Annotated in this window: 19 protein-coding genes and 1 pseudogene; 9 read left to right on the forward strand and 11 right to left on the reverse strand. The window is 75.6% G+C overall.

Annotated features, from left to right (window positions below; translation table 11 throughout):
* Nucleotides 1-141: 141 nt before the first annotated feature.
* Nucleotides 142-492 carry a VOC family protein gene (locus EAO77_RS16975; protein WP_147988792.1) on the reverse strand — a complete coding sequence of 117 codons (351 nt, stop codon included), beginning with the start codon at nucleotides 490-492 and terminating at the stop codon, nucleotides 142-144.
* 128 nt (nucleotides 493-620) lie between these two features.
* The gene (locus EAO77_RS16980; protein WP_147988793.1) at nucleotides 621-1433 is read right to left on the reverse strand and encodes a methyltransferase domain-containing protein; all 813 of its coding nucleotides are present in this window, start codon (nucleotides 1431-1433) and stop codon (nucleotides 621-623) included.
* Nucleotides 1434-1557: 124 nt separating this feature from the next.
* Here EAO77_RS16980 and EAO77_RS16985 point away from each other — a divergent pair, with 124 nt between their 5' ends.
* Nucleotides 1558-2010 (forward strand): protein phosphatase, encoded by a 453-nt coding sequence (locus tag EAO77_RS16985; protein ID WP_147988794.1) that lies wholly within the window; start codon nucleotides 1558-1560, stop codon nucleotides 2008-2010.
* Between the two features lie 452 nt (nucleotides 2011-2462).
* On the opposite strand, the gene EAO77_RS16990 is transcribed toward EAO77_RS16985, so the two are convergent.
* Entirely contained in the window at nucleotides 2463-3680 is a 1218-nt protein-coding gene (locus EAO77_RS16990) for a glycosyltransferase (protein ID WP_147988795.1), read from the reverse strand.
* 42 nt (nucleotides 3681-3722) lie between these two features.
* Nucleotides 3723-5228: a bifunctional phosphatase PAP2/diacylglycerol kinase family protein gene (locus tag EAO77_RS16995; RefSeq protein ID WP_147988796.1), complete on the reverse strand. Its 1506-nt coding sequence runs from the start codon at nucleotides 5226-5228 to the stop codon at nucleotides 3723-3725.
* 203 nt (nucleotides 5229-5431) lie between these two features.
* On the opposite strand from EAO77_RS16995, the gene EAO77_RS17000 reads away from it, so the two are divergent.
* Nucleotides 5432-6649: an aminotransferase class I/II-fold pyridoxal phosphate-dependent enzyme gene (locus EAO77_RS17000; protein ID WP_147988797.1), complete on the forward strand. Its 1218-nt coding sequence runs from the start codon at nucleotides 5432-5434 to the stop codon at nucleotides 6647-6649.
* Between the two features lie 137 nt (nucleotides 6650-6786).
* A pseudogene (locus tag EAO77_RS17005) lies at nucleotides 6787-7503 on the forward strand (MBL fold metallo-hydrolase); the annotation flags it as partial.
* A 44-nt stretch (nucleotides 7504-7547) separates the two neighbouring features.
* On the opposite strand, the gene EAO77_RS17010 reads toward EAO77_RS17005, so the two are convergent.
* Both EAO77_RS17010 and EAO77_RS17015 read right to left on the reverse strand, forming a co-directional pair.
* Nucleotides 7548-8168 (reverse strand): DedA family protein, encoded by a 621-nt coding sequence (locus EAO77_RS17010; protein WP_147989185.1) that lies wholly within the window; start codon nucleotides 8166-8168, stop codon nucleotides 7548-7550.
* 29 nt (nucleotides 8169-8197) lie between these two features.
* Nucleotides 8198-8980, reverse strand: coding sequence for an MBL fold metallo-hydrolase (locus EAO77_RS17015; RefSeq protein WP_147988798.1), 783 nt, complete (start codon nucleotides 8978-8980; stop codon nucleotides 8198-8200).
* A gap of 159 nt (nucleotides 8981-9139) precedes the next feature.
* Here EAO77_RS17015 and EAO77_RS17020 point away from each other — a divergent pair, with 159 nt between their 5' ends.
* The 3 genes from EAO77_RS17020 to EAO77_RS17030 all read left to right on the forward strand — a co-directional run bounded on the left by EAO77_RS17020 (nucleotide 9140) and on the right by EAO77_RS17030 (nucleotide 12932).
* A complete protein-coding gene (locus tag EAO77_RS17020; RefSeq protein WP_147988799.1) occupies nucleotides 9140-11239 on the forward strand; it encodes a phage holin family protein in 2100 nt (699 codons plus the stop codon).
* Nucleotides 11240-11311: 72 nt separating this feature from the next.
* Nucleotides 11312-12358: a zinc-dependent alcohol dehydrogenase family protein gene (locus tag EAO77_RS17025; RefSeq protein ID WP_147988800.1), complete on the forward strand. Its 1047-nt coding sequence runs from the start codon at nucleotides 11312-11314 to the stop codon at nucleotides 12356-12358.
* Between the two features lie 148 nt (nucleotides 12359-12506).
* The gene (locus tag EAO77_RS17030) at nucleotides 12507-12932 is read left to right on the forward strand and encodes a hypothetical protein (RefSeq protein WP_147988801.1); all 426 of its coding nucleotides are present in this window, start codon (nucleotides 12507-12509) and stop codon (nucleotides 12930-12932) included.
* Here EAO77_RS17030 and EAO77_RS17035 read toward each other — a convergent pair.
* Nucleotides 12922-13746 (reverse strand): helix-turn-helix domain-containing protein, encoded by an 825-nt coding sequence (locus EAO77_RS17035; protein ID WP_147988802.1) that lies wholly within the window; start codon nucleotides 13744-13746, stop codon nucleotides 12922-12924. The genes EAO77_RS17030 and EAO77_RS17035 overlap by 11 nt on opposite strands.
* Before the next feature lie 112 nt (nucleotides 13747-13858).
* A complete protein-coding gene (locus EAO77_RS17040) occupies nucleotides 13859-14290 on the reverse strand; it encodes an SsgA family sporulation/cell division regulator (RefSeq protein ID WP_147988803.1) in 432 nt (143 codons plus the stop codon).
* Nucleotides 14291-14592: 302 nt separating this feature from the next.
* Between EAO77_RS17040 and EAO77_RS17045 the strand changes: the two genes are divergently transcribed.
* Nucleotides 14593-15003, forward strand: a complete 411-nt coding sequence (locus EAO77_RS17045; protein ID WP_147989186.1) for a RidA family protein — start codon at nucleotides 14593-14595, stop codon at nucleotides 15001-15003.
* A 301-nt stretch (nucleotides 15004-15304) separates the two neighbouring features.
* On the opposite strand, the gene EAO77_RS17050 is transcribed toward EAO77_RS17045, so the two are convergent.
* Nucleotides 15305-16360 (reverse strand): phosphatidylinositol-specific phospholipase C domain-containing protein, encoded by a 1056-nt coding sequence (locus EAO77_RS17050; protein ID WP_147988804.1) that lies wholly within the window; start codon nucleotides 16358-16360, stop codon nucleotides 15305-15307.
* Nucleotides 16361-16579: 219 nt separating this feature from the next.
* Between EAO77_RS17050 and EAO77_RS17055 the strand changes: the two genes are divergently transcribed.
* The gene (locus EAO77_RS17055) at nucleotides 16580-18121 is read left to right on the forward strand and encodes an ATP-dependent DNA ligase (protein WP_147988805.1); all 1542 of its coding nucleotides are present in this window, start codon (nucleotides 16580-16582) and stop codon (nucleotides 18119-18121) included.
* A 32-nt stretch (nucleotides 18122-18153) separates the two neighbouring features.
* On the opposite strand, the gene EAO77_RS17060 is transcribed toward EAO77_RS17055, so the two are convergent.
* Nucleotides 18154-18660, reverse strand: coding sequence for an FBP domain-containing protein (locus EAO77_RS17060; RefSeq protein ID WP_147988806.1), 507 nt, complete (start codon nucleotides 18658-18660; stop codon nucleotides 18154-18156).
* 103 nt (nucleotides 18661-18763) lie between these two features.
* On the opposite strand from EAO77_RS17060, the gene EAO77_RS17065 reads away from it, so the two are divergent.
* On the forward strand, nucleotides 18764-19066 hold the full coding sequence (locus tag EAO77_RS17065) for a 4a-hydroxytetrahydrobiopterin dehydratase (RefSeq protein ID WP_147988807.1): 303 nt from the start codon (nucleotides 18764-18766) through the stop codon (nucleotides 19064-19066).
* 114 nt (nucleotides 19067-19180) lie between these two features.
* Here the strand turns inward: EAO77_RS17065 and EAO77_RS17070 are convergent, their stop codons facing one another.
* Nucleotides 19181-20014, reverse strand: a complete 834-nt coding sequence (locus tag EAO77_RS17070; RefSeq protein ID WP_147988808.1) for an NmrA family transcriptional regulator — start codon at nucleotides 20012-20014, stop codon at nucleotides 19181-19183.
* Between the last annotated feature and the right edge of the window lie 11 nt (nucleotides 20015-20025).

Raw genomic sequence — 20025 nt, forward strand, 5'->3', positions numbered from 1 at the left:
GCACCCCGGCGGAATGTCCGCGCATGCATGAGGAGACCGCGCCCCCTGTACGACGCGCCCCCGACACGTCCCCCTCTCAAATGTGCGCCTGAATGCGCTGCTCCGCACCTCCGGCCGTAAACTCCGCACCCCCGGCCGGAGCTAACCGGCCTTGCGGTCCACGTACTCGAACACCGACCCGTCCGGGTGCACCGCGATCAGGTTGCGGCCGGCGGGTGTGGGCACGGGCCCCGCGATCACCTGGGCCCCGTTGCCGGTGAGCGTGGCGTACGCGGCCTCCACGTCCTCCACCGCGATCGTCGCCGACACCTTGCGCAGCACCTCCAGTTCCGCCTCCGGCCCGCTCATCAGCAGGAAGCAGCCGACCGCCGCGACGGACACCCCGCCGCGCTCGAAACGCAGCGGGGTCGCGCCGGTGAGGCGTTCGTAGAAGGCGGCCGAGGTCTCCAGGTCGTCGACACAGATGCGCAGGGTCGTTCCGAGGATCTCCATGCGGGCGAGGGTAGTTGGACCATCCGCCGAACGACACCGCACCTCTCCGGCACCGCCGCACCCGCCCCGCCCGCGCACGGACGGCCGTGCGCGCCCGCCCGTCGCGCGGGCCGGGGCGGAGCGGGAACTCACTCCACCCGGCACACGATCTCGGCGTGCGGCACCATGAACCACGCGTCCTCGTCGTCGCCCCACGCGCGCCACGCCTTCGCGGCGGAGTCGAGCTGCCCGGGGGTCGCGTGCCCGCCCTCGACCGCGAGGCGGGCGTACACGGACGCCGTGGTGCGGTCGGCCCACAGACCGCTCCACCAGGCGCGTTCGGCCGGGGTGGCGAAGCACCAGGTGGCCGCCGTGCAGGCGATGTCGGTGAAACCGGCGGCGCGGGCCCAGGACTTGAGGTGACGGCCGGCGTTCGGTTCGCCGCCGTTGGAGCGGGCGACGCGGTCGTACAGCCGCTGCCACTCCGTCAGGGCCGGGAGTCCGGGGTACCAGGTGAAGGCGCCGTAGTCGCTGTCGCGTGCGGCGACCACGCCCCCGGGGCGGCAGACCCGGCGCATCTCGCGCAGCGCCTGGACCGGGTCGCCCACGTGCTGGAGGACCTGGTGGGCGTGGACGACGTCGAACGAGTCGTCGGGGAAGTCCAGGTCGTGGACGTCGGCGGCCGCGAACCGGACGTTGTCCAGGCCGCGTCCGGCCGCGTGGGCGCGGGCCCGCTCCAGGACGTCCTCGGCGGCGTCGACCGCGGTCACCCGGCCGGGGGCGACCAGCTCCGCGAAGTCGGCGGTGATGGTGCCGGGTCCGCAGCCGACGTCCAGGACGTCGATACCGGGCCGCAGTTCACCGAGCAGGTAGGCGGCCGAGTTCTCCGCCGTGCGCCAGGTGTGCGAGCGCAGGACGGACTCGTGGTGGCCGTGGGTGTAGACGGCGGTCTCCTTCGGCATGGCGGTACCCCTTCTCCATGGGCGGGATGCTGCTGAGGCGAGGAGATCCACGGTACGCTTGCGTATCGCATGACGAGATACCCATGTCACATGCTGGACATGGCGAGCTGTCAGGACGGTGCCCGTGGGAGAGACCTGGGACGAGACCTCGACCGGCGTGCTGAAGCTGCCCTCCGGGCGGCTGATCCGTGGCCGCGCCCTCCGGCGCCCCCTGCCGGACGGACCGGCGCCGGACTTCGCCGTGTACCTGCTGGGCGGGCCGCCGCCGTCGACGGACTGGGAGGCGCGCCTGCTCCGCTGGCCCGACTTCCGGCTGCCGCGGGACCACGGCGAGGCACGGGAGCTGCTCGGTGAGGCATGGCGGCGCTGCGCGGCCGAGCGCGTCGAGGTCGCCTGTGGCGGGGGCAGGGGGCGCACCGGCACCGCGCTCGCGTGCATCGCCGTCCTCGACGGCGTCCCGCCGGCCGAGGCGGTGGCGTACGTCCGCGCCCACTACGACCGGCATGCGGTGGAGACGCCCTGGCAGCGCCGCTATGTGCGGCGCTTCGGGGTGGACGGGACCGTGTCCGGCACCTAGCGCCGTCCGCCCGCAGGCGGCCCCTCCCTCCGGGGCGTGCGCTCGCAGGCGGAGGGCCGGCCTCCTGCCGGGGGCATCCGGACGATCCCGGGAACGACGATCCCGGAAACGGCGATCCCGGGAACACGGCACGGGGGCGCCCCCGGCGCCGGCCGGCGGAGTGTCTGCCGGGCGTCGCGGGGCCCGTGTCCGGGACGTGCGCCGCACGCCCCGGACCGGCGCCCGAGGCCATGAGCCCGACGGGCTCGGGACGGACGGCCGGCCGGGACCGCCGGCCGGCCGGCACCCCCGTGGCCGGCCGCCCACGGCGGTACGGCCATGGTGCGCGAGGCACCGGGGGCGCGTCGATCCGTTTTCCGCCGAGCGTCCTCCCGACGCGCCGTCAGGTCCGTTGCCGTGCAGCGTCGTTCACCCGGCCGTCCGTCCCGCGACGGCACCCGCCGGCCGTCCCTTCAGTGGGCGCCGTCCGACGACGCGATGTGGGCCAGCACGGCGGCGGCGCCGTCCTCCGCCGCGATGCGGCGGGCGAGGCCGGCCGCGCGGCGGCGGTGGGCCGGGTCGTCCAGGGCGGCCCTGATGGCGTCGCCGAGGGCCTCCGCGGTGAGGTCCTGGAACGGCAGAGCCCGGGGCGCCACGCCCAGCTCGCACAGCCGGGACGCCCAGAACGGCTGGTCGGCCATGACGGGCACCGGCACGGCCGGCACCCCGGCCCGCAGCCCGGCGCCGGTGGTGCCCGCCCCGGCGTGGTGGACGACGGCGGCGGTGCGGGGGAACAGCCAGTCGTGCGGGACGTCGCCGACGGCCAGGATGTCGTCGCCGGCCCCGCTCAGCCCGGCCCATCCCGCCTGGACCACGGCCCGCACCCCGGCCCGCCGCACGGCCGCGGCCACCAGCCCGCCGAGCCGCTCGCCCTGCCCCGGCGCCATGCTGCCGAAGCCGATGAACACCGGGGGCGGGCCGGACCGGAGGAAGTCGGCCGGCCCGGCCGGAGGCCGCCAGCCGTCCGGCCGGCTGGGCCACCAGTAGCCCGTCACGCCGACCCGGGGCGGCCAGTCGTCGGGGCGCGGCACCACCAGCGGGCTGTACCCGTGGAAGACCGGCCGGACGTCCCCGGCCGCGGACGGCGTGTCCTCGGGCAGTCCGAAGCGGGCGCGCAGCCGCCTCACGGCACCGGCGAAGACCCCTTCCGCCCGCCCGAGCACCGCCCGCCCCGCGGCGAGGTGGTCGTCCGGGCCCCTGCCGTCGGAACTCCGCGCGCCGGGCAGCGCGAACCGGGAGGTGGCGAACACCGGGGTGAGGTAGGTGCCGACCACCGGGACGCCGAACGCCGCGGCCGCCGTCCTGCTGAGCGGTGCCGGGCCGAAGGCCGTGAGCACCAGGTCGGTGCCGGCCGCGACGGCGTCCGCCACCCCGTCGGCCAGCCCGTCCGCGTACGCCCTCGTCAGCGCCCGGGTCTCGTCCCGCGACGCCGCCCCGGACCAGGCGCGCAGCAGCTGCCGCGGATCTCCCGGCACGGGCCGGTGGACGAGGCCGCACCCGCCGACGAGCGCGGCGAACGACGGGTGGGCGGCCAGGGCGACCTCATGGCCCGCGTCCCGCAGACGCCGGCCCAGGCCGGTGAAGGGGGCGACATCGCCCCGGGAACCGGCGGTGACGATCAGGATCCGCATGCCGCGATTCTGCCCGGACGGCGCCGGCCGCCGGGACGCCCCTCAGAGCAGGCGCTGGGGCCGGTACACCGTCAGCGCGTCGACCACCTTGTCCACCACCAGATCCTCCGGGGCCTCGGCCACTTCGCCGTCGTACGCCAGCAGCGTGCCGGGGGCGAGGCCCCCGATCCGCATGCGGTGCAGGCGGCGGGCGGCGTGCACGGGGGAGCGGTTCAGCTTGCCGGCGAGCGCCGCGCCCAGCAGGCGCAGACCGGGCAGCCGCCCGCCGTGCACCACGCGGATGTCGAGCAGCCCGTCGGCGAGGTTGTGCCGGTGACCGGGTGTGGGTCCGACGCCCTTGTAGACGCCGTTCCCCGCGAAGAGCAGCCACAGCGGCCGGCGCCGGCCGTCGACCTCGGCCTCCAGCGGGTGTTCGCCGCGCAGGACGCGCCCCGCCGCCAGGATGCCCGCAGGCCAGGAGCCGATCCGCGGCGACCAGCGTTCGCGGATCCGCACCAGCTCCGGATAGACGCCCAGGCTGAACGTGTTGAGGAAGTAGCCCGGCTCGGGCCGGCCGCCCGGGCCGGGGCGGAAGCGCCCGAGGTCCACCCCGACCGCCTCGCCGGCCTCGACCGCCCGGCAGGTGTCGACGATGGCCTCTATGCCCAGGTCGTAGGCGAAGTGGTTGAGCGTGCCGCCGGGGAAGACGGCCAGGGGCAGCCGGTGCGTCGCGGCGATCGAGGCGGCCAGGTTGACCGTCCCGTCACCGCCGACGACGCCGAGGGCCCGCGCGCTGCCCGCCGCCTTCGCCAGCTCCACCGGCAGCTCGTCCGGCGCGCACTCGACGACCTCCGCCAGCGGCAGTGCCGTCCGGACGGCGGGGGCGCAGTCCGCCGAGCCCGACTCCCGGTTCACCACCACGACCAGGCCGTCGCCCCCGGGCAGCGCCGGAGCGTGCTCGCGGGGCCTGCCCGGCGCGGGCATCTGCGAACGGGTCGGCACGGCACCCCGTACGGCGAGCGCGGCGCCCACCCCGAGCGCCGTGCCCACGAGGACGTCACTCGGATAGTGCACACCCGTGTACACCCGTGAGAACGCGACCGAGAACGCGACCGGCGCGACCACCGCGCCCCACCCCTTCGACTCCAGCGCGACACCGGTCGCGAACGCGGCCGCCGACGCTGCGTGCCCGGAGGGGAAGGACGTGGTGAAGGGCTGGCGCTTCAGCTGCCGCATCACCGGCACCGCGTCGAGCAGCGGGCGAGCACGGCGCACGGACCGCTTGCCCACCGTGTTGATCAGCGCCGACGCCACGGCCAGGGACGCCACGCCCCGCACGGCCGCACGCCGGGACCGGGCGTCGCGGCCGAGCGCGGCGATGCCCGCCGCCGCGCCGAACCACAGCAGCCCGTGGTTGGCGCTCCGGCTCAGCCTGGGCAGCACGGGCTCGGCGCCGGGCCACTCGCGCGAGGCCACGGCGGTGAAGACACGCCTGTCCCAGGAGCTCAGCAGGGCGCGCACGCCCGTGCTCTCGGGGGATCCCGTGGACTGTCCGTGGAGGTCTGCCATGCCGGGCGCATACCCCTTGACGCGCCGAGTACGCGGTACGAGGGCCTCATGGGTGACCGGACTCACCCCGCGCGGCCCACGCCGAACCTTCGTATAAAGGGCTCGTGGGACGGGCACGCGCTCCGGTGCGCGCAGGGTGGTCCGCCCCGCGGCGAGACGTGCGGCACCGGCCCGTGGGCGGCCGCGACGAGAAGGGTGGCGGCATGGTGGGGACGGCGGCCGAGGGGCGCGGGCCCGTGCGGTACGGGCCGTACGCGCCGGAGACGGGACTGCCGGTCCTCGACGAGTCGGCCGCGGTTCTCGCCGGGGCCTCCGGCACCGCCACCGGGGAGCCGTCCGGCGGCGGCCCCGGTCTGCGGGAGGCGGCCTGCGGCTACTGGGCGCGCCGAGGACTGCACAGCGCCCCCACGGAGGTCGTCGCCGCCTCCGGGGCGCAGCCGCTGCTGTTCGCGCTGCTCGGGGCCTACGACGGCGACGTCCTCATGCCGCGTCCGTGCCCCGCCTGGTGGGCCCCGCAGGCCCGGCTGCTCGGCCGGCCCGCCTACCACGTGCCCACGCCCGCCGAGTGCGGCGGCGTACCGGACCCGGTCGCGCTGCTGGAGACCGTACGGCGGGTGCGCACCGAGGGCGGCAGGCCGCGTCTGCTGCTGCTGTCGGTCGCCGACGACCCGACCGGCACCGTCGCCCCGCCCGAGACGGTGCGCGAGGCGTGCGAGGCGGCGGTCGGCGAGGGGCTGCACATCATCAGCGACGAGACCTGGCGCGACACCGTCCACGAACCACGGGACACCGTGCTGTTCAGCCCCGCCGAGATGTGCCCGGGGGACGTGACCGTGATCAGCGACCTCGTCGGGGCGCTGACCCCCGCCTCCTGGCCCCTCGCCGTCGCCCGCTTCCCGGCGGGCCCCGAGGGCGCCGCCCGGCGTGCCCGCACCCTCGACTTCCTCACCGCCCTCGGCGCGGTCGTCCCCGCCCCGGTGGCCGCCGCGGCCGCCCATGTCCTCGGTGAGCCCGCAGCCGTCTCCACCCGGGCCCGGCAGGCGAACGCGCTGCACGCGCGGCTGGGCGAGGCGGTGCACCGGACGGTGCTCGCCGCGGGGGCGCTGGCCCGGCCGCCGCAGGCCGGCCGCCATCTGTACGCCGACCTCGGACCGCTGCGCGCACGCCTCGCCGAGCGGGGCGTGCGCGACTCCATGGAACTGGAGGAGTACCTGAGCGACCGCCTCGGCACCTCCGTCCCCGGCGGCCACCGCTTCGGCGACGAACTCGGCGCCCTGCGGGTACGGCTGTCCACCGGCCCGCTCCTCGGATCGGCGGCGGAGGGGCAGCTGGCCGCCCTGCGCTCCGACCGCCCTCTCGGACTTCCCCATGTGGAGGCGGAGTTGAGGCTCCTCGAGCGGGCCTTCCAGGAACTGCGCTGATCGGCGGACGCGCGGTCGGGACGGCCCCCGGGCCCACCGCCGCAGGGACACGGCGCGAGGCGGACCGCCGCCGCACCGCGCGACACGGACACGGACACGGATACGGACACACGGACACGGACACACGGGAGATCCGGATGACCGAACAGACCGCACGGTCGGGGCCCGGCGAGCGTCAGGACCGCACCGCACCCATGCCGCCGGCCCCTCGCCCGCTCGGCGAGGTCCGCACCTGGCCCAGGTCGTTCGCCCGCCGGCTGACCGCTCCGCTGCCCGGCGTACGGGCGATGGCCAGGCTCGCCCGGGAGGGCGCGGTGCGGCCCGGGCGCGACGGGCTGCACGACATCCCGAGGCTGCCCTTCGCGCCGGGTCCGCTGCCCGACGCGGACGCGACCACCGTCGCCGTCACCTGGGCCGGCCACGCCAGCTGGGTGCTGCGCATCGGCGGCCTCACCGTGCTCACCGACCCCGTCTGGTCCCGCCGCATCCTCGGCACGCCCGCGCGGATCACCCCCGTCGGCGTCCGCTGGGAGGACCTGCCGCCGGTCGACGCGGTCGTCATCAGCCACAACCACTTCGACCACCTCGACTGGCCCACGGTCCGGCGCCTGCCGCGCCGCACCCCGGTGTTCGTGCCCGCCGGGCTCGGGCGCTGGTTCCGGCGCCGGCGCTTCACCCGGGTGACGGAGCTCGACTGGTGGGAGGGCGCGGAACTGGGCGGCGTCCGCTTCGACTTCGTGCCCGCGCACCACTGGTCCCGGCGGACGCTGCTGGACACCTGCCGGTCGCTGTGGGGCGGCTGGGTGATCGGTGACGCGGCGCCTGCCGGTGGGAGGCTCCCGCGTCCTGGCGACGTGATCGGACCCGGGCGCGGGGCCCCCCGGGGCCCGGCGCTCCCTCACCCCGCGTGCCGCGGGTGCCGCACCTTCCGCCACAGGGCCGGAGCGCCGCTGAGCACCACGGTGAGGGCGATCGCGGCCACCACCCCCTGCCACGGCTCCGCGAAGAGGGAGCCGCCGACGATGCCGATCACGCCGTAGGTGGCCGCCCACGCCAGACACGCAGGCACGTCGCCGCGGACGAAGTCGCCCATCCGCATGCCGGCCATCAGGCACGCCAGCATCACGGGGATCCGCCCGGCGGGGACCAGACGTGACAGCACCAGCACCGTGACCCCGTGCTCGGTCAGCTTCTGCCCCGCCTGCTCGACCCGCTCGGGCGCCGCCCGGTCCCGCAGAGCGGCCAGCCAGCGGGAGCCGTTCTTCGAGCGGACGCCCCGCCGGCCCAGCCAGTACAGCGACACATCGCCGACGAAGGCGGCGACGGAGGCCGTCAGGAAGACGAACAGCAGCGACAGCGGGCTGGCCTGGTGGAAGGCCACCACCGCGGCCGTGCTCACGACCGCCCCGGTGGGCACCACCGGCACCAGCGCGCCCAGGGCCACCAGCAGGAACAACGACGGGAGCCCGACGGCCTGCTGGGTCGACTCCGGCGGCAACTGCCGCACCGCGTCGCCCATTTTCCCGACCATGTCGGAGAGGTCGAGGATCACCGGCCGTCCTCCGGTCTGACCCGCTCCCCGTGCGCCAGCCGGTGCACGGCCACCTTCGGGGCGATCAGGGCCGCCTTGCGGACGAACTCGTCGCCCGGCGAGTAGAACTCGTGCGGCCGCACGGCGTCCATGCCGATCGGCCAGTAGGTGCCGTAGTGCACGGGCACCGCGGCACGCGGCGACAGCGCCGCGAGCGCCTGTGCGGCGCGCCCGGCGTCCAGGTGTCCGTGGCCGAGGTACGGGCCCCAGCCGCCCACGGGCAGCAGCGCCACGTCGACGGGACCCACCTCGTCGGCCATCGAGTCGAACAGGCCGGTGTCACCGGCGAAATAGGTGTCGGCCTCGCCGCTCACCACATAGCCCAGCGCGGGGCACACGTGCGGGCCGAACGGCATCCGGCGGCCGTCGTGCGCGGCCGGCACCACCCGGACCCTCAGCTCACCGATCCGCAGGACGTCCCCCGGCGCCACCTCCGTGACCGTCAGGCCCGCGGCCGCGGCCACCCGGCGCAGCCCGCGGACCGAGCCGGCCGCGCCCCGGGGCACCACGAGGCGGGTGCCGGGCGCCATCCGGGCCAGCGACGGCAGGTGCAGATGGTCGGAGTGCAGATGCGAGACGAGCACGGCGTCGGCGCGCGTGGCCTCGGGCGGCGGCAGGGCGCCGCGGCGCCTGCGCAGATGCGCGAGTCTGCGCGTCAGCAGCGGGTCCGTCAGCACCCGGATCCCGGAGTCCTCGATCGTGCAGGTGGCATGACCCCACCACGTGACCTCCACCGGCACCCGACGCCTCCTCACCCAAGTCCCCGTCCGTACGAGCGTAGTACCGCCCGGCCGCGGCGCGGCGGGGCGGGTGGAAGGGCGCCGGGGAGCGCCGGGCGACGGGCCGCTCCGGCGTTGTGCCAGGCTGGAGACCCTGAACGAGGGGTGAGGTGACGACACGTGGGTCGAGGACGATGGCGCTCGGCGGGCGGGACGGTCGTCCGGGTGGTCGTCGTATGGGCCGTGTCCACGCTGACCATGCTGGCGCTGGCCGGGCTGCTGCCCGACTTCCGCCTGCAGTCCGCGGACGGTGACACGATCACCCGCACCGCGGTCACCGCCGCCTGGGGCGCGGGCGCGTTCGGCCTGCTGGGCGCGCTGGTGTGGCCCGTGGTGGTGCGGGCGCTGCTGCTGGTGCCCGCCCTGCTGCTCGGCCTGCTCGTGTTCTTCCTCAACGGGTCGCTGCTGCTCATCGCCCTGTGGCTGATCCCCGACGGCCGGGGTGCCGCCGACCCGGAGACCGCCGTGGTGGTCGCCGCCGTGATGTCGGCCGTCGCGTCCGCCACCTCCACCGCGCTCGCCGTGCGGGACGACGACGCCTACCGGCGCCGGCTCTCCCGGCTGGCCGACCGCCGCCGGGGGAGGAGCCGTGAGGCCCGCGCGGACGGCCCCGGGACACCCGGCACGGTCTTCGTCCAGCTCGACGGCGTCGGCCACGGGGTGCTGCTGCGCGCCGCGGAGAGCGGCGTCATGCCGACCGTGGCCGCCTTGCTGGGCGCGACCCACCGTCTCACCCCCTGGCGCACCGACTGGTCGAGCCAGACCGGCGCCAGTCAGCTCGGCATCCTCCACGGCACCAACCACGACGTGCCCGCCTTCCGCTGGTACGAGAAGGACACCCGCCGGATCGTCGTCAGCAACCGGCCCGCGAGCGCGGCCGAACTCCAGCGCCGGGCCGTCGAGCGCACCGCCGACGGCGGACTGCTGACGGTCGACGGGGCGAGCCGCGGCAACCTGTTCAGCGGAGGGGCCGACCAGCTCGCGCTCGTCCTGTCGGTCGCCGCCCGCCGGGGCCGGGCCAACCGCTCGCGGGCGGGCTACTTCGCGTACTTCTCCGATCCGGCCAACGCCGTGCGCACCGCCGTCTCCTTCCTCGCCGAGGTGTGCCGCGAGATCGGCCAGTCCGTGCGCGCCCGCATCCGCGGGGACGAGCCGCGCGTCGCGCGGGGCGGCCTGTATCCGTTCATCAGGGCGTTCGCGACCGTCGTGGAGCGGGACGTGGTGGTCGCCGCGGTCATCGGGGACATGCTCGCGGGCCGTACCGCGGTCTACGCCGACCTGGTCGCCTACGACGAGGTGGCCCACCACTCCGGGCCGCACAGCCGTGACGCGCAGGACGTGCTGGAGCGCCTCGACCGCTCGATCGCGCTGCTCGCCAAGGCGGCCGCGCACGCGCCCCGCCCCTACCGGATCGTGCTCCTGTCGGACCACGGGCAGAGCCCGGGCAGCACCTTCGAGGGCGCGTACGGGCTGAGCCTGCGCGATCTGGTGCGCGCCGGCTGCGGGCTGCCCGTCTCCCGCCGCGCCGTGCGGACCCGCAGCGGCGCCGAGGCGCGGGACGCCGCACGCGACGCACTGCGCACCGCGCTGCACCGCCCGCCCGCCGCGGACGGCGACGAGGACGAGCCGCCCGCGGGACCGGACCCCATCGTGCTGGCGTCGGGGAACCTCGCCCTGGTCTCGTTCCCGGACGTGCCGCACCGCATGAGCCGTGAGGAGATCGACCGGCGGCATCCGGCGCTGCTGCCGACGCTCGCCGACCACCCCGGGATCGGCTTCCTCCTGGTGCGCAGCGAGGAACACGGTTCCCTGGTGCTCGCCGCGGGCGGGGTCGCGGAACCCGTCGCCGGGCTGAAGGACGACGACGGCGGGCCGCTGGCCGTCTTCGGCCCGGGGGCCGCGGACGCGGTGCGCCGCACGGACGCCTTCCCGCACGTCGCGGACATCATGGTCAACTCGATGTTCGACCCCCGGACCGGGGTGGTGCACGCCTTCGAGGAGCAGATCGGGTCGCACGGCGGGCTCGGCGGCGAGCAGTCGCGGCCGTTCCTGATGTCGCCCCTGGAGCTCTCCCCGCCGGTGCGGCCGGGCGAGACGCTGGCCGGTGCCGAGCAGGTGCACCGGGTGCTCCGGCGCTGGCTGAGGGAGGGTCAGGGACCGCAGGTCCCCCTCGAACCGTCGGAGCACGCCCGCCCGGCCGGCGGGCGTCGGGCCGACTGAGACATGCCCGTCCGCTCCGGACGGGCACGGGCGGTGCCGATCGGCAACGGAACGGCGTGGAGGAGTGAGCACGTGCGAGCGGTGGTGTACGAGGAGTTCGGAAGGGCCCCGGAGATACGTGAGGTCCCCGACCCGGTGCCGGCGCGGGACGGCGTTGTCGTCCGCGTCGAGGCGACCGGGCTGTGCCGCAGCGACTGGCACGGCTGGGCGGGCCACGACCCCGGGATCGCGCTGCCGCACGTGCCCGGGCACGAACTGTCCGGTGTGGTCGTGGCCGTCGGCGACGACGTGCGCGGCAGCCGCGCCGGGGACCGGGTCACCGTGCCGTTCACCTGCGCGTGCGGCCGGTGCGACGCCTGTGCGCGCGGCGCCCAGCAGGTCTGCGAGCGCCAGGAGCAGCCCGGCTTCACCCACTGGGGGTCGTTCGCCGAGTACGTGTCCGTGCGCCACGCGGACACCAATCTGGTCGCCGTGCCCGAGGGGATGTCCTTCTCGACGGCGGCGGGCCTCGGCTGCCGGTTCGCCACCGCCTTCCGGGCCGTCGTCGGTCGGGGCGGGGTGCGGCCGGGGCAGTGGGTGGCGGTGCACGGCTGCGGCGGCGTCGGCCTGTCGGCCGTGATGGTCGCCGCCGCGTCCGGCGCGCGTGTCGTCGCCGTGGACGTGTCGCCCGGAGCGCTGGAGCTGGCCCGGACGTTCGGCGCCGAGGTCTGCGTGGACGCCTCCGCGCTGCCGCCGGGGGCGGTGCCCGAAGCCGTCCACCGCGCGTCCGGCGGCGGCGCCCACGTCTCCCTCGACGCCCTCGGCTCCGCCGTGACCTGCGCGAACTCCGTGCGCAGCCTGCGCCGCCAGGGCCGCCACATCCAGGTGGGCCTCCTCCCGGACGAGGTCCTCGTCCCCATGGCCCCGGTGGTGGCGCTGGAACTGGAGATCCTCGGCAGCCACGGCATGGCCGCCCACGACTACCCCGCGATGCTGGCCATGGTGGCCTCCGGCGCGCTGCGCCCGGACCTGCTGGTGACCCGGGAGATCGGCCTCGACGACGTCCCGGCCGCCCTCACCGCCCTCGGCACGGCCCCGGGGGCGGGCGTCACCGTGATCAGACCCCACGGCCTCTCCTGACCGGAGGGGCCGTGGGCGGCGGTCATTACCCCCGGCGTAATCGACCCCGCCCCCCGCCCCCGGCAGGCTGTGGGCACCGGGTACCGGGCGGCGCACTCCGTCCGGTGCCCGGGGTCCCGCACCCCCTGTCGATGGAGGCTGATCCGTCATGTCCCAGGCCCTGCTGTCCGGTCTCGCCCGCACCACCGCGCCGCACGCGATGCTGCGCCGTTTCCTCGCCCTCGACGCCGTCGTCACCGGTGCGAACGGGCTCGCGTACGCGGCGGCCTCCGGGCCGCTCGGACGGCTGCTGGGGGTCGACGGCACGCTGCTGCTGGGGCTCGGACTGTTCCTGACCGCCTACGGCGCGGCGGTCGGTCTGCTCGCCTCCCGGCCGGTGCCGCCCGCCACGGCGGTGAAGGCCGTGGTGGACGCCAACCTGCTGTGGGCGGCGCTGGGTGTCGCGGCCCTCGCGCTGTGGCTGGAGCCGACCGCCACGGGCGCGGTGTGGACCGTGCTCCAGGCGCTGGCCGTCGCCGGCTTCGCGGTGCTCCAGTGGTCGGCGCTGAAGGCGGCCGAGGGCGTCAGCCGCTGAGCGACCGCAGGTGCTCCACGGTCTCCGCGTCGGCCGGCAGGAAGGTCTCGATGGCCAGCTCGGCGACCGTGACGTCCAGCGGGGTGTTGAACGTGGAGATGGACGAGACGAACGACAGCACCCGGCCCCGGTGCTCGATCCGCAGCGGAAGCGCGAAGTACGGGTGGGGAGCCGTGGCGGCGTCGCCGGGGCCGGGTCCGTCCGGGTCGCCGTCCGCCCGCTCCGGCAGCGGGTAGGCGGCGACCTCGTCGTACAGCCGGCGGAGCGCAGGGGAGCGGGCGAGCGCGATCTGCCGCTCCATCTGCTCCAGCAGGTGCCCGCGCCACTCGGGCAGATTGCGGATGCGCGGCGCGAGGCCCTCGGGGTGGAGGGTGAGCCGCATGGCGTTCAGCGGCGGGGCGAGCAGATGCGCGGGCACGTCGTCGAGCAGCATGGTGATGCCGCTGTTGGCGGCGACGACGGTGTACGAGCCGTCGACGACGAGCGCCGGGTAGGGCTCGTACCCCTTGAGCAGCTGCTCGATGCCCTCGCGCAGCGCGCCGAGGGCGGGATCGTCGACGGGGGTCTCGGCGTACCGCGGCGCGTATCCGGCGGCGAGGAGCAGCGCGTTGCGCTCGCGCACCGGCACGTCGAGGTGTTCGGCGAGCCGGAGGACCATCTCCTCGCTGGGCCGCGAGCGTCCCGTCTCGACGAAGCTGATGTGGCGGGCGGAGGAATCGGCGCGCAGGGCGAGCTCCAGCTGGCTGACCCGCCGGCGCTCGCGCCAGCCGCGCAGCAGTGGCCCTACTCCCGTACCGAGCGCGACAGTTGTCATACGGGAGACCGTAGTACGGGCCGGGCCGGCGTACACGGCGGCCCCCGGAGACGGTGCGGCGCCGGGCGGGATCCGGACCGGAGGAGCCCGGCGGGATCCGGCCGCGGGAGCCTTACCCCCCGGTCCCGCCGAGGAGGACGGCGAGGGCGCGGTCGATGTCCAGGGCGGCGCTCTCCCGGCCCGCCGGGACGGCCTCGTACGCGTCGGCGAGGAAGCCGCGCAGGTTCGCCGTGGGGAACTGGAGCAGCGCGACGCCGTCGGGGGAGCGGAGTTCGACCATGGTCTGGACGCGGCCGCACGGCCAGATGTGCACATCACCGTCGCCGGCCGGGGCGCGCAGCCCCGAGTCGAGCAGGCTGCGGGCGAACGCCCAGGTCACGGCGGTGTCGCCGAGGCACGCCTCGGGCGGGAAGACCATACGGACGGCGAACGGGTCGGCGGGACGGTAGCGCATGATCACCGGCACGCCCGGCGAGGGGGCCGCGTCGCTGATCAGACGGGCCGTGACGGACTGCTCGACGGATTGCTCGATGGAAGATGACATCGCTCGCTCCTCCTGCTGCTGTGCTGTGCTCCGTGCACGGGACGACGTCATGGCAGGGCTCGCGGGTGTACGAGCGGCACCAGTGGCGCGTGTGACCTGCATCACCCACCTTCGAACTCCGGAGCCCGGATGGCCAGCCCTTTGCACCGCCGTATATCGGGAGAAAGGGGATGCTTGCCGGAGGGCGTGGGCGAGGAGCGGCTCCGCGGCCCCTCCGAGCGGGTCACGGGATGGATCCGGTGGCCGAAAAACATATGCCCGAGGGGGGCGTCGGCCCCACACTCGCCGCTATGAGCGAGGCTATGAGCGACCGGATCACCCGTGTCAGCCCCAAGCGGCTGCACGCGACCCCCGGCTACCACCACATCACCGTCGTCGAGGCCGGCCGCACCGCGTATCTGGCCGGTCAGCGTCCGCTGGACCGGGACGGGGGACTCGTCGGGGGCGCCGACCCGGAGCGACAGGCCGACCAGGTCGCGGCCAACGCGCTCATCGCCCTGGCGGCGGTGGGGGCGGGCCCGGAGGACGTGGTGCGCTCGGTGATCTACGTCCGCACGGACGACGCCGAGGTGCTGGCGGCCGTGTGGCGGCGGCTGTGCGACTCGGTGGTGGGGTCGGCGTTCACGACCGCGAGCACGCTGCTGGGGGTGAGCCGGCTCGGCCTGTGCGGCCAGCTGGTGGAGGTCGACCTCACGGCCGCGCTCCCCGGCTGAGGGGAGCGGGCGAAAGGGGAGCCCCGGCCGAACGGGGGTTTCCGGCCGGGGCGGTCAGGGGGTGGGCGTGCATGGCGGTCGCCTCTCGGCGAGTCGCTCCGCAGGGCTTCAGCCGAACGATCGTCCCTGCGGGCGGGAGGTGAGGCCCGGGGACACGGTCCCATCCACACCCACGCTTGGATGAACGGTAAACCACTGGTGGGTGTTCCCGGGCGCCTCCCGGCCCCGATGTGATGTGTATTACTTCACGTCATGCTTTACCCAAGGCTTATGCGCCTGTTTCCGGAGTTGTCCGGCGTGCTCACGCCCCGCCCCGCGGCAGCACCGTCGCGAGCACCGACGGCAGCGGATGCCAGTCGGCGGAGACCACGCTCGCGTGCCGGCCCGCCAGCAGGGCGACGCGGTCCCGGGCCTGGGCCTCGGTCGGGCGGGTGCCGTCGATGGCCGGGGCGACGTTGTGCGCGTCCGTCATCACCACCAGGTAGTGGTTCCGGTCGTACCAGGACGTGTCCACGGAGCCGCTCGCGTACGCCGCCGCGTCCCCGTCGAACACGACGAACCACGGCCTGATCGACGCGTCCGCGTAGCGGGTGCGCGGATCACCGGCGGCGGCCTTGTGCACGGCGGGGAAGGCGCCCGCCTCCCCGAGCCGTCCCGCCGCCTTCAGATCGCGCAGATGCTGCGCGTACTCCCGGTCGGTCCACAGGGAGTCGAACGGATTGCCCTGCTCCACCGTCCCGGGGATCAGCTCGACGACGAACGTCCCGCTCATCGCCGCGCGGAGGGGCCAGCCGTCCGCCCGCACCGCGGTGTCCAGGTCGGGGTGCGCGCCGGTGACACGCGCCGGCCCGAACAGGGCGTCCCCCAGACGCGACCGCAGCAGCGCGTCGAGCTCGTCCGGCCCGCGGCCCGCGGTGTCCTGGAAGCCGTCCTTGAGCTCGATCTTGACCAGAACCGGCCGGTGGCCCGGGTTCGCGTCGTGCCACGCGCGCATGTCGGCGAGGCAGCCGCCGAGGTCCCGGTTCCTCGTCCCGGTGCGCAGCTGGGCCGCGGTGGTCGCGCCGGCGCAGTTGTTGGCGTTGCCGAGCGGATTCTCGTGCGAGACGCGCCAGGACCGGCCGAACGCGTTCGTCCACACGTCGAGCTCCAGCATCCCGGCCCCGGAGTCGAGCGCGTCGGCGAAGTACGGGTACGCCGACTGCTCGTAGGCGTTGTGCACCCCCACCGACGTGGTGGACGACCAGGGCAGCTGTCCCGGGTCCGCCGCCGTGGTGGCGGCCTCGGCCGGTACGAGCGCGGCGGCGAGCAGCGCGGCCGTGGCGAAGGCGGTCGATGCCGCGCGCAGGAGCTTCCCCATGGATCCGTCCCTCGGAAGTCGACGTGGTCAGGTCAAGTCGGGGGAACGTTAGGGGAGTTGGATGAACCGTGGGGAGACCGTACCCGGCCAGACGGAGTTCGGCCGGTGGCCGCGGGGCCCGCACACGGGCGGCCGCCCGCCCGGCTCCCCGCGGCGGGGGTTCCTGCCGCGCCGCGTGCCGTCCGGTGTGGGACGGCCGGTCCGGGGCACCATGGCGGCATGCTGCTCGCACGGCTCGCCGACGTGTCCCGCGAGGTCGCCGCCACCTCCGCCCGCTCCCGCAAGACCGCCGCCCTCGCGGACCTGTTCGCCGAGGCCCGGCCGGAGGACGTCGCCCTGGTCATCGCCTACCTCTCCGGCCGCGTGCCGCAGGGGCGGATCGGCGTCGGCCGGAGTCTGCTCACCGAGGAGGTGCCGCCCGCCGGGGAACCCTCCCTCACCGTCACCGAGACCGACGCGGCCCTGACGGCCTTCGCGGCGATCGCCGGCAGCGGGGCGCAGAGCCGGCGCCGCGCGGCTCTCCACGCGCTGCTGGGCGCCGCCACCGCGGAGGAACAGCGCTTCCTGATCCGTCTGCTGACCGGCGACGTGCGCCAGGGCGCGCTGGACGCCGTCGCACTGGACGCCGTCGCCCGGGCCGCCGGGGCACCGGCGGCCGACGTACGGCGCGCGGTCATGCTGGAGGGCTCGCTGCCCCGTGTCGCCGAAGCCCTGCTCGCCGACGGCCCCGAGGCCCTGGAACGCTTCCGCCTGCGGGTCGGCAGCCCCGTGCAGCCGATGCTCGCCCACACCGCCGCCTCGGTGACCGAGGCGGTCGCGGCCCTCGGCACCGCCTGCGTCGTCGAGGAGAAACTCGACGGCATCCGGGTGCAGGTCCACCGGCTCGGCGACGAGGTCCGCGTCTACACCCGCTCGCTCGACGACATCACCGCACGCCTGCCCGAAGTGGCCGACGGCGCCCGGGAACTGGCCGGGGACCGCTTCATCCTGGACGGCGAGGTCATCGCACTCGGCCCCGACGGCAGGCCGGCCGCCTTCCAGGACATCGCCTCCCGGGTGGGTTCCCGTCTCGACGTCGCCGCGGCACGCGCCACCCTGCCGGTGTCACCCGTCTACTTCGACGTCCTGGCCGCCGACGGCGAGGAAATCCTCGACCTGCCCGGCCGCGAGCGCCACGAGCGCCTCGCCCGCCTCGTCCCCGAGCCGCTGCGGGTCCGGCGGCAGGTCGTCGAGGACCCCGAGGACGCCGCACAGGTCGCGGCCGCCGAGGAGTTCTTCGCGGCGACCCTGCGGATCGGCCACGAGGGCGCCCTGGTCAAGGCGCTCGACGCGCCGTACGTCGCCGGACGCAGGGGCAGGTCCTGGCTGAAGGTCAAGCCCGTCCACACACTCGATCTCGTCGTGGTCGCCGTCGAACGCGGCAGCGGGCGGCGCACCGGGCTGCTGTCCAACCTGCACCTCGCCGCCCGGGGCGAGGACGGCGGCTTCGTCATGCTGGGCAAGACCTTCAAGGGCCTCACCGACGAGATGCTGCGCTGGCAGACCCGGCGCCTGGGCGAACTCACGGTCGACGACGACGGCTGGACGGTCACCGTGCGCCCGGAACTGGTCGTCGAGATCGCCTACGACGGGCTCCAGCGATCCTCGCGCTACCCCGCCGGGGTCGCCCTGCGCTTCGCCCGGGTACTGCGCCACCGCCCCGACAAGAGCGCCGCCGAGGCGGACACCATCGGGCAGGTCCTGGAGGCCGCCCGCCGGTGACGGCGGGCCGGGGCGAGGCGCCCCGGGACGGCTCAGCGCAGGCCGAGGACCTTGTCCGCGAAGGCCGACAGGTTGTCCGTGGTGCGCCGCACCTGCTCCTCGACCGTGAGGCTCTCCTCGTACCGGCCGTGCCGCAGCTTCGGCTGCTTCCTGCCGCGCACGTACAACGAGCAGGCGAGGTCGGCGCAGAGATAGATGCCGACCGTGTTCCCCTCGCGGCCGGCGGCGCCCGCGAGCGGCGCCGCGAACAGCGTCACGCCCGACGAGGCGTGCGCGGTCATGCAGGCCTGACACATGCTCGACTTCAGCGCGCTCGTCCGGCCGGCCGACGGGATGCGCAGGGCCATGCCCACGAGGCCGCCGTCCCGCGGCAGCACCAGGTGCGCCTTCAGCGGGGCGCCCGGGTCCACCCAGCCCAGGAAGTCGAGGTCCTCCCAGGGGAGCCCGGCGAAGTCCAGGGGGAGCCGCATCCGGCCGGCGTCGCCCTTGGTGCAGTTCACGAAGGACGCGCGGATCTGTTTGTCGGTCAGTGGTTCCACTCGGTCGAACGTACACAGCGCGTCCGGGTGCGGGCATCCGATTTACCGGGCATCGGATCTATGGTGTCCCCGTCCGCCGCCCCCTCCCGGAAGGATCACACCCATGCCCACCGAGCCCTTGTCGCAGAAGGAGATCGAGGACCGCCTGCGGGAGCTCCCCGGCTGGTCCCAGGAGGGCGACCGGATCGCCCGCACCTACCGCCTCGGGTCGCACTTCGCCGCGACGGCCATGGTGGTGCACATCGCGCAGATCCAGGAGGAGCTGAACCACCACTCCGACCTGAGCCTCGGCTACGACACGGTGTCCCTGACCGTGCTCTCCCACGACGTGAACGCCCTCACCGACCGGGACTTCTCCCTCGCCCGCCGCGTCGCCGACATCGCCCCCGGGCACGGGGCGCAGTAGCCGCGCGGCAAGCGACCACGATCGCGAGGCCGGCCGCCGCGAGGCCCCGCGGGGCGGGCGCCCCGGGCCCCGGGGTTCCGGGGGCCCGGGGCGGCGGAATCCCGGGGCCCGGGGTCAGGCGTGCCCCCCGAACGTCTCCTTCGCGAAGTCGGCGAAGTCCTTGGGTTCCCGGCCCAGCACCTCGCGCACCCCGTCCGTCGTCGACGAGTTGTGCCCGTCCAGCAGCGTCGCGAACAGCTCCGCGAGCCACTGCGCCTCGGGGGCGGGGACGCCGAACCCGGTCAGCAGGCGGGCGTACTCGGGGGCCGGCACGTCGGTGTAGGCGACCGGGGCGCCGGTGGCGCCGGCGATCTCGGCGGCGGCCTCGGCGAAGGTCAGCAGCCGGGGGCCGGTGACCTCGCGCACCGAGGGCGCCGGCCCGTCGTCCGTGAGCACGGCGACCATCACGTCCGCCAGGTCGTCGGCGTCGATGAACGGCTCGGCCGTGGTACCCGCGGGGAAGACCAGATCCCCCTCGGCGACGCCGCCCGCCAGCGCGCCCTCCGAGAAGTTCTGGGCGAAGAAACTCGCCCGCACCACCCGCAGCTCCGGTCCGCACGCGCGCAGTGCGTCCTCCGCGACCACCGCCTGCGGCTCGCCGCGTCCCGAGAGCAGCACCAGCCGGCGCACCCCGGCCCGGTCCGCGACCGCCCCGAAGGCCCGCATGTCCTCCGGCGCGCCGGGTGCCGCGAGGTCCGGGTAGTAGTTCACGTACGCCGCGTCCGCGCCGCGCAGCGCGGGCTCCCAGGTCGAGCGGTCCGCCCAGTCGAAGGGCACGGTCCCGCAGCGCGACCCCCGGCGCACGTCGATCCCCAGCTCCGTCAGCCGGTCCGCGACCCGGCGGCCCGTCTTGCCCGTGGCCGCGGTCACCAGCACCGTTCCCGAACCCGTGTTCCCCTGCGGCGTCATCCCGCTCACCT

It is taken from the genome of Streptomyces sp. T39 (genome assembly GCF_008042045.1).
Classification (GTDB): domain Bacteria; phylum Actinomycetota; class Actinomycetes; order Streptomycetales; family Streptomycetaceae; genus Streptomyces.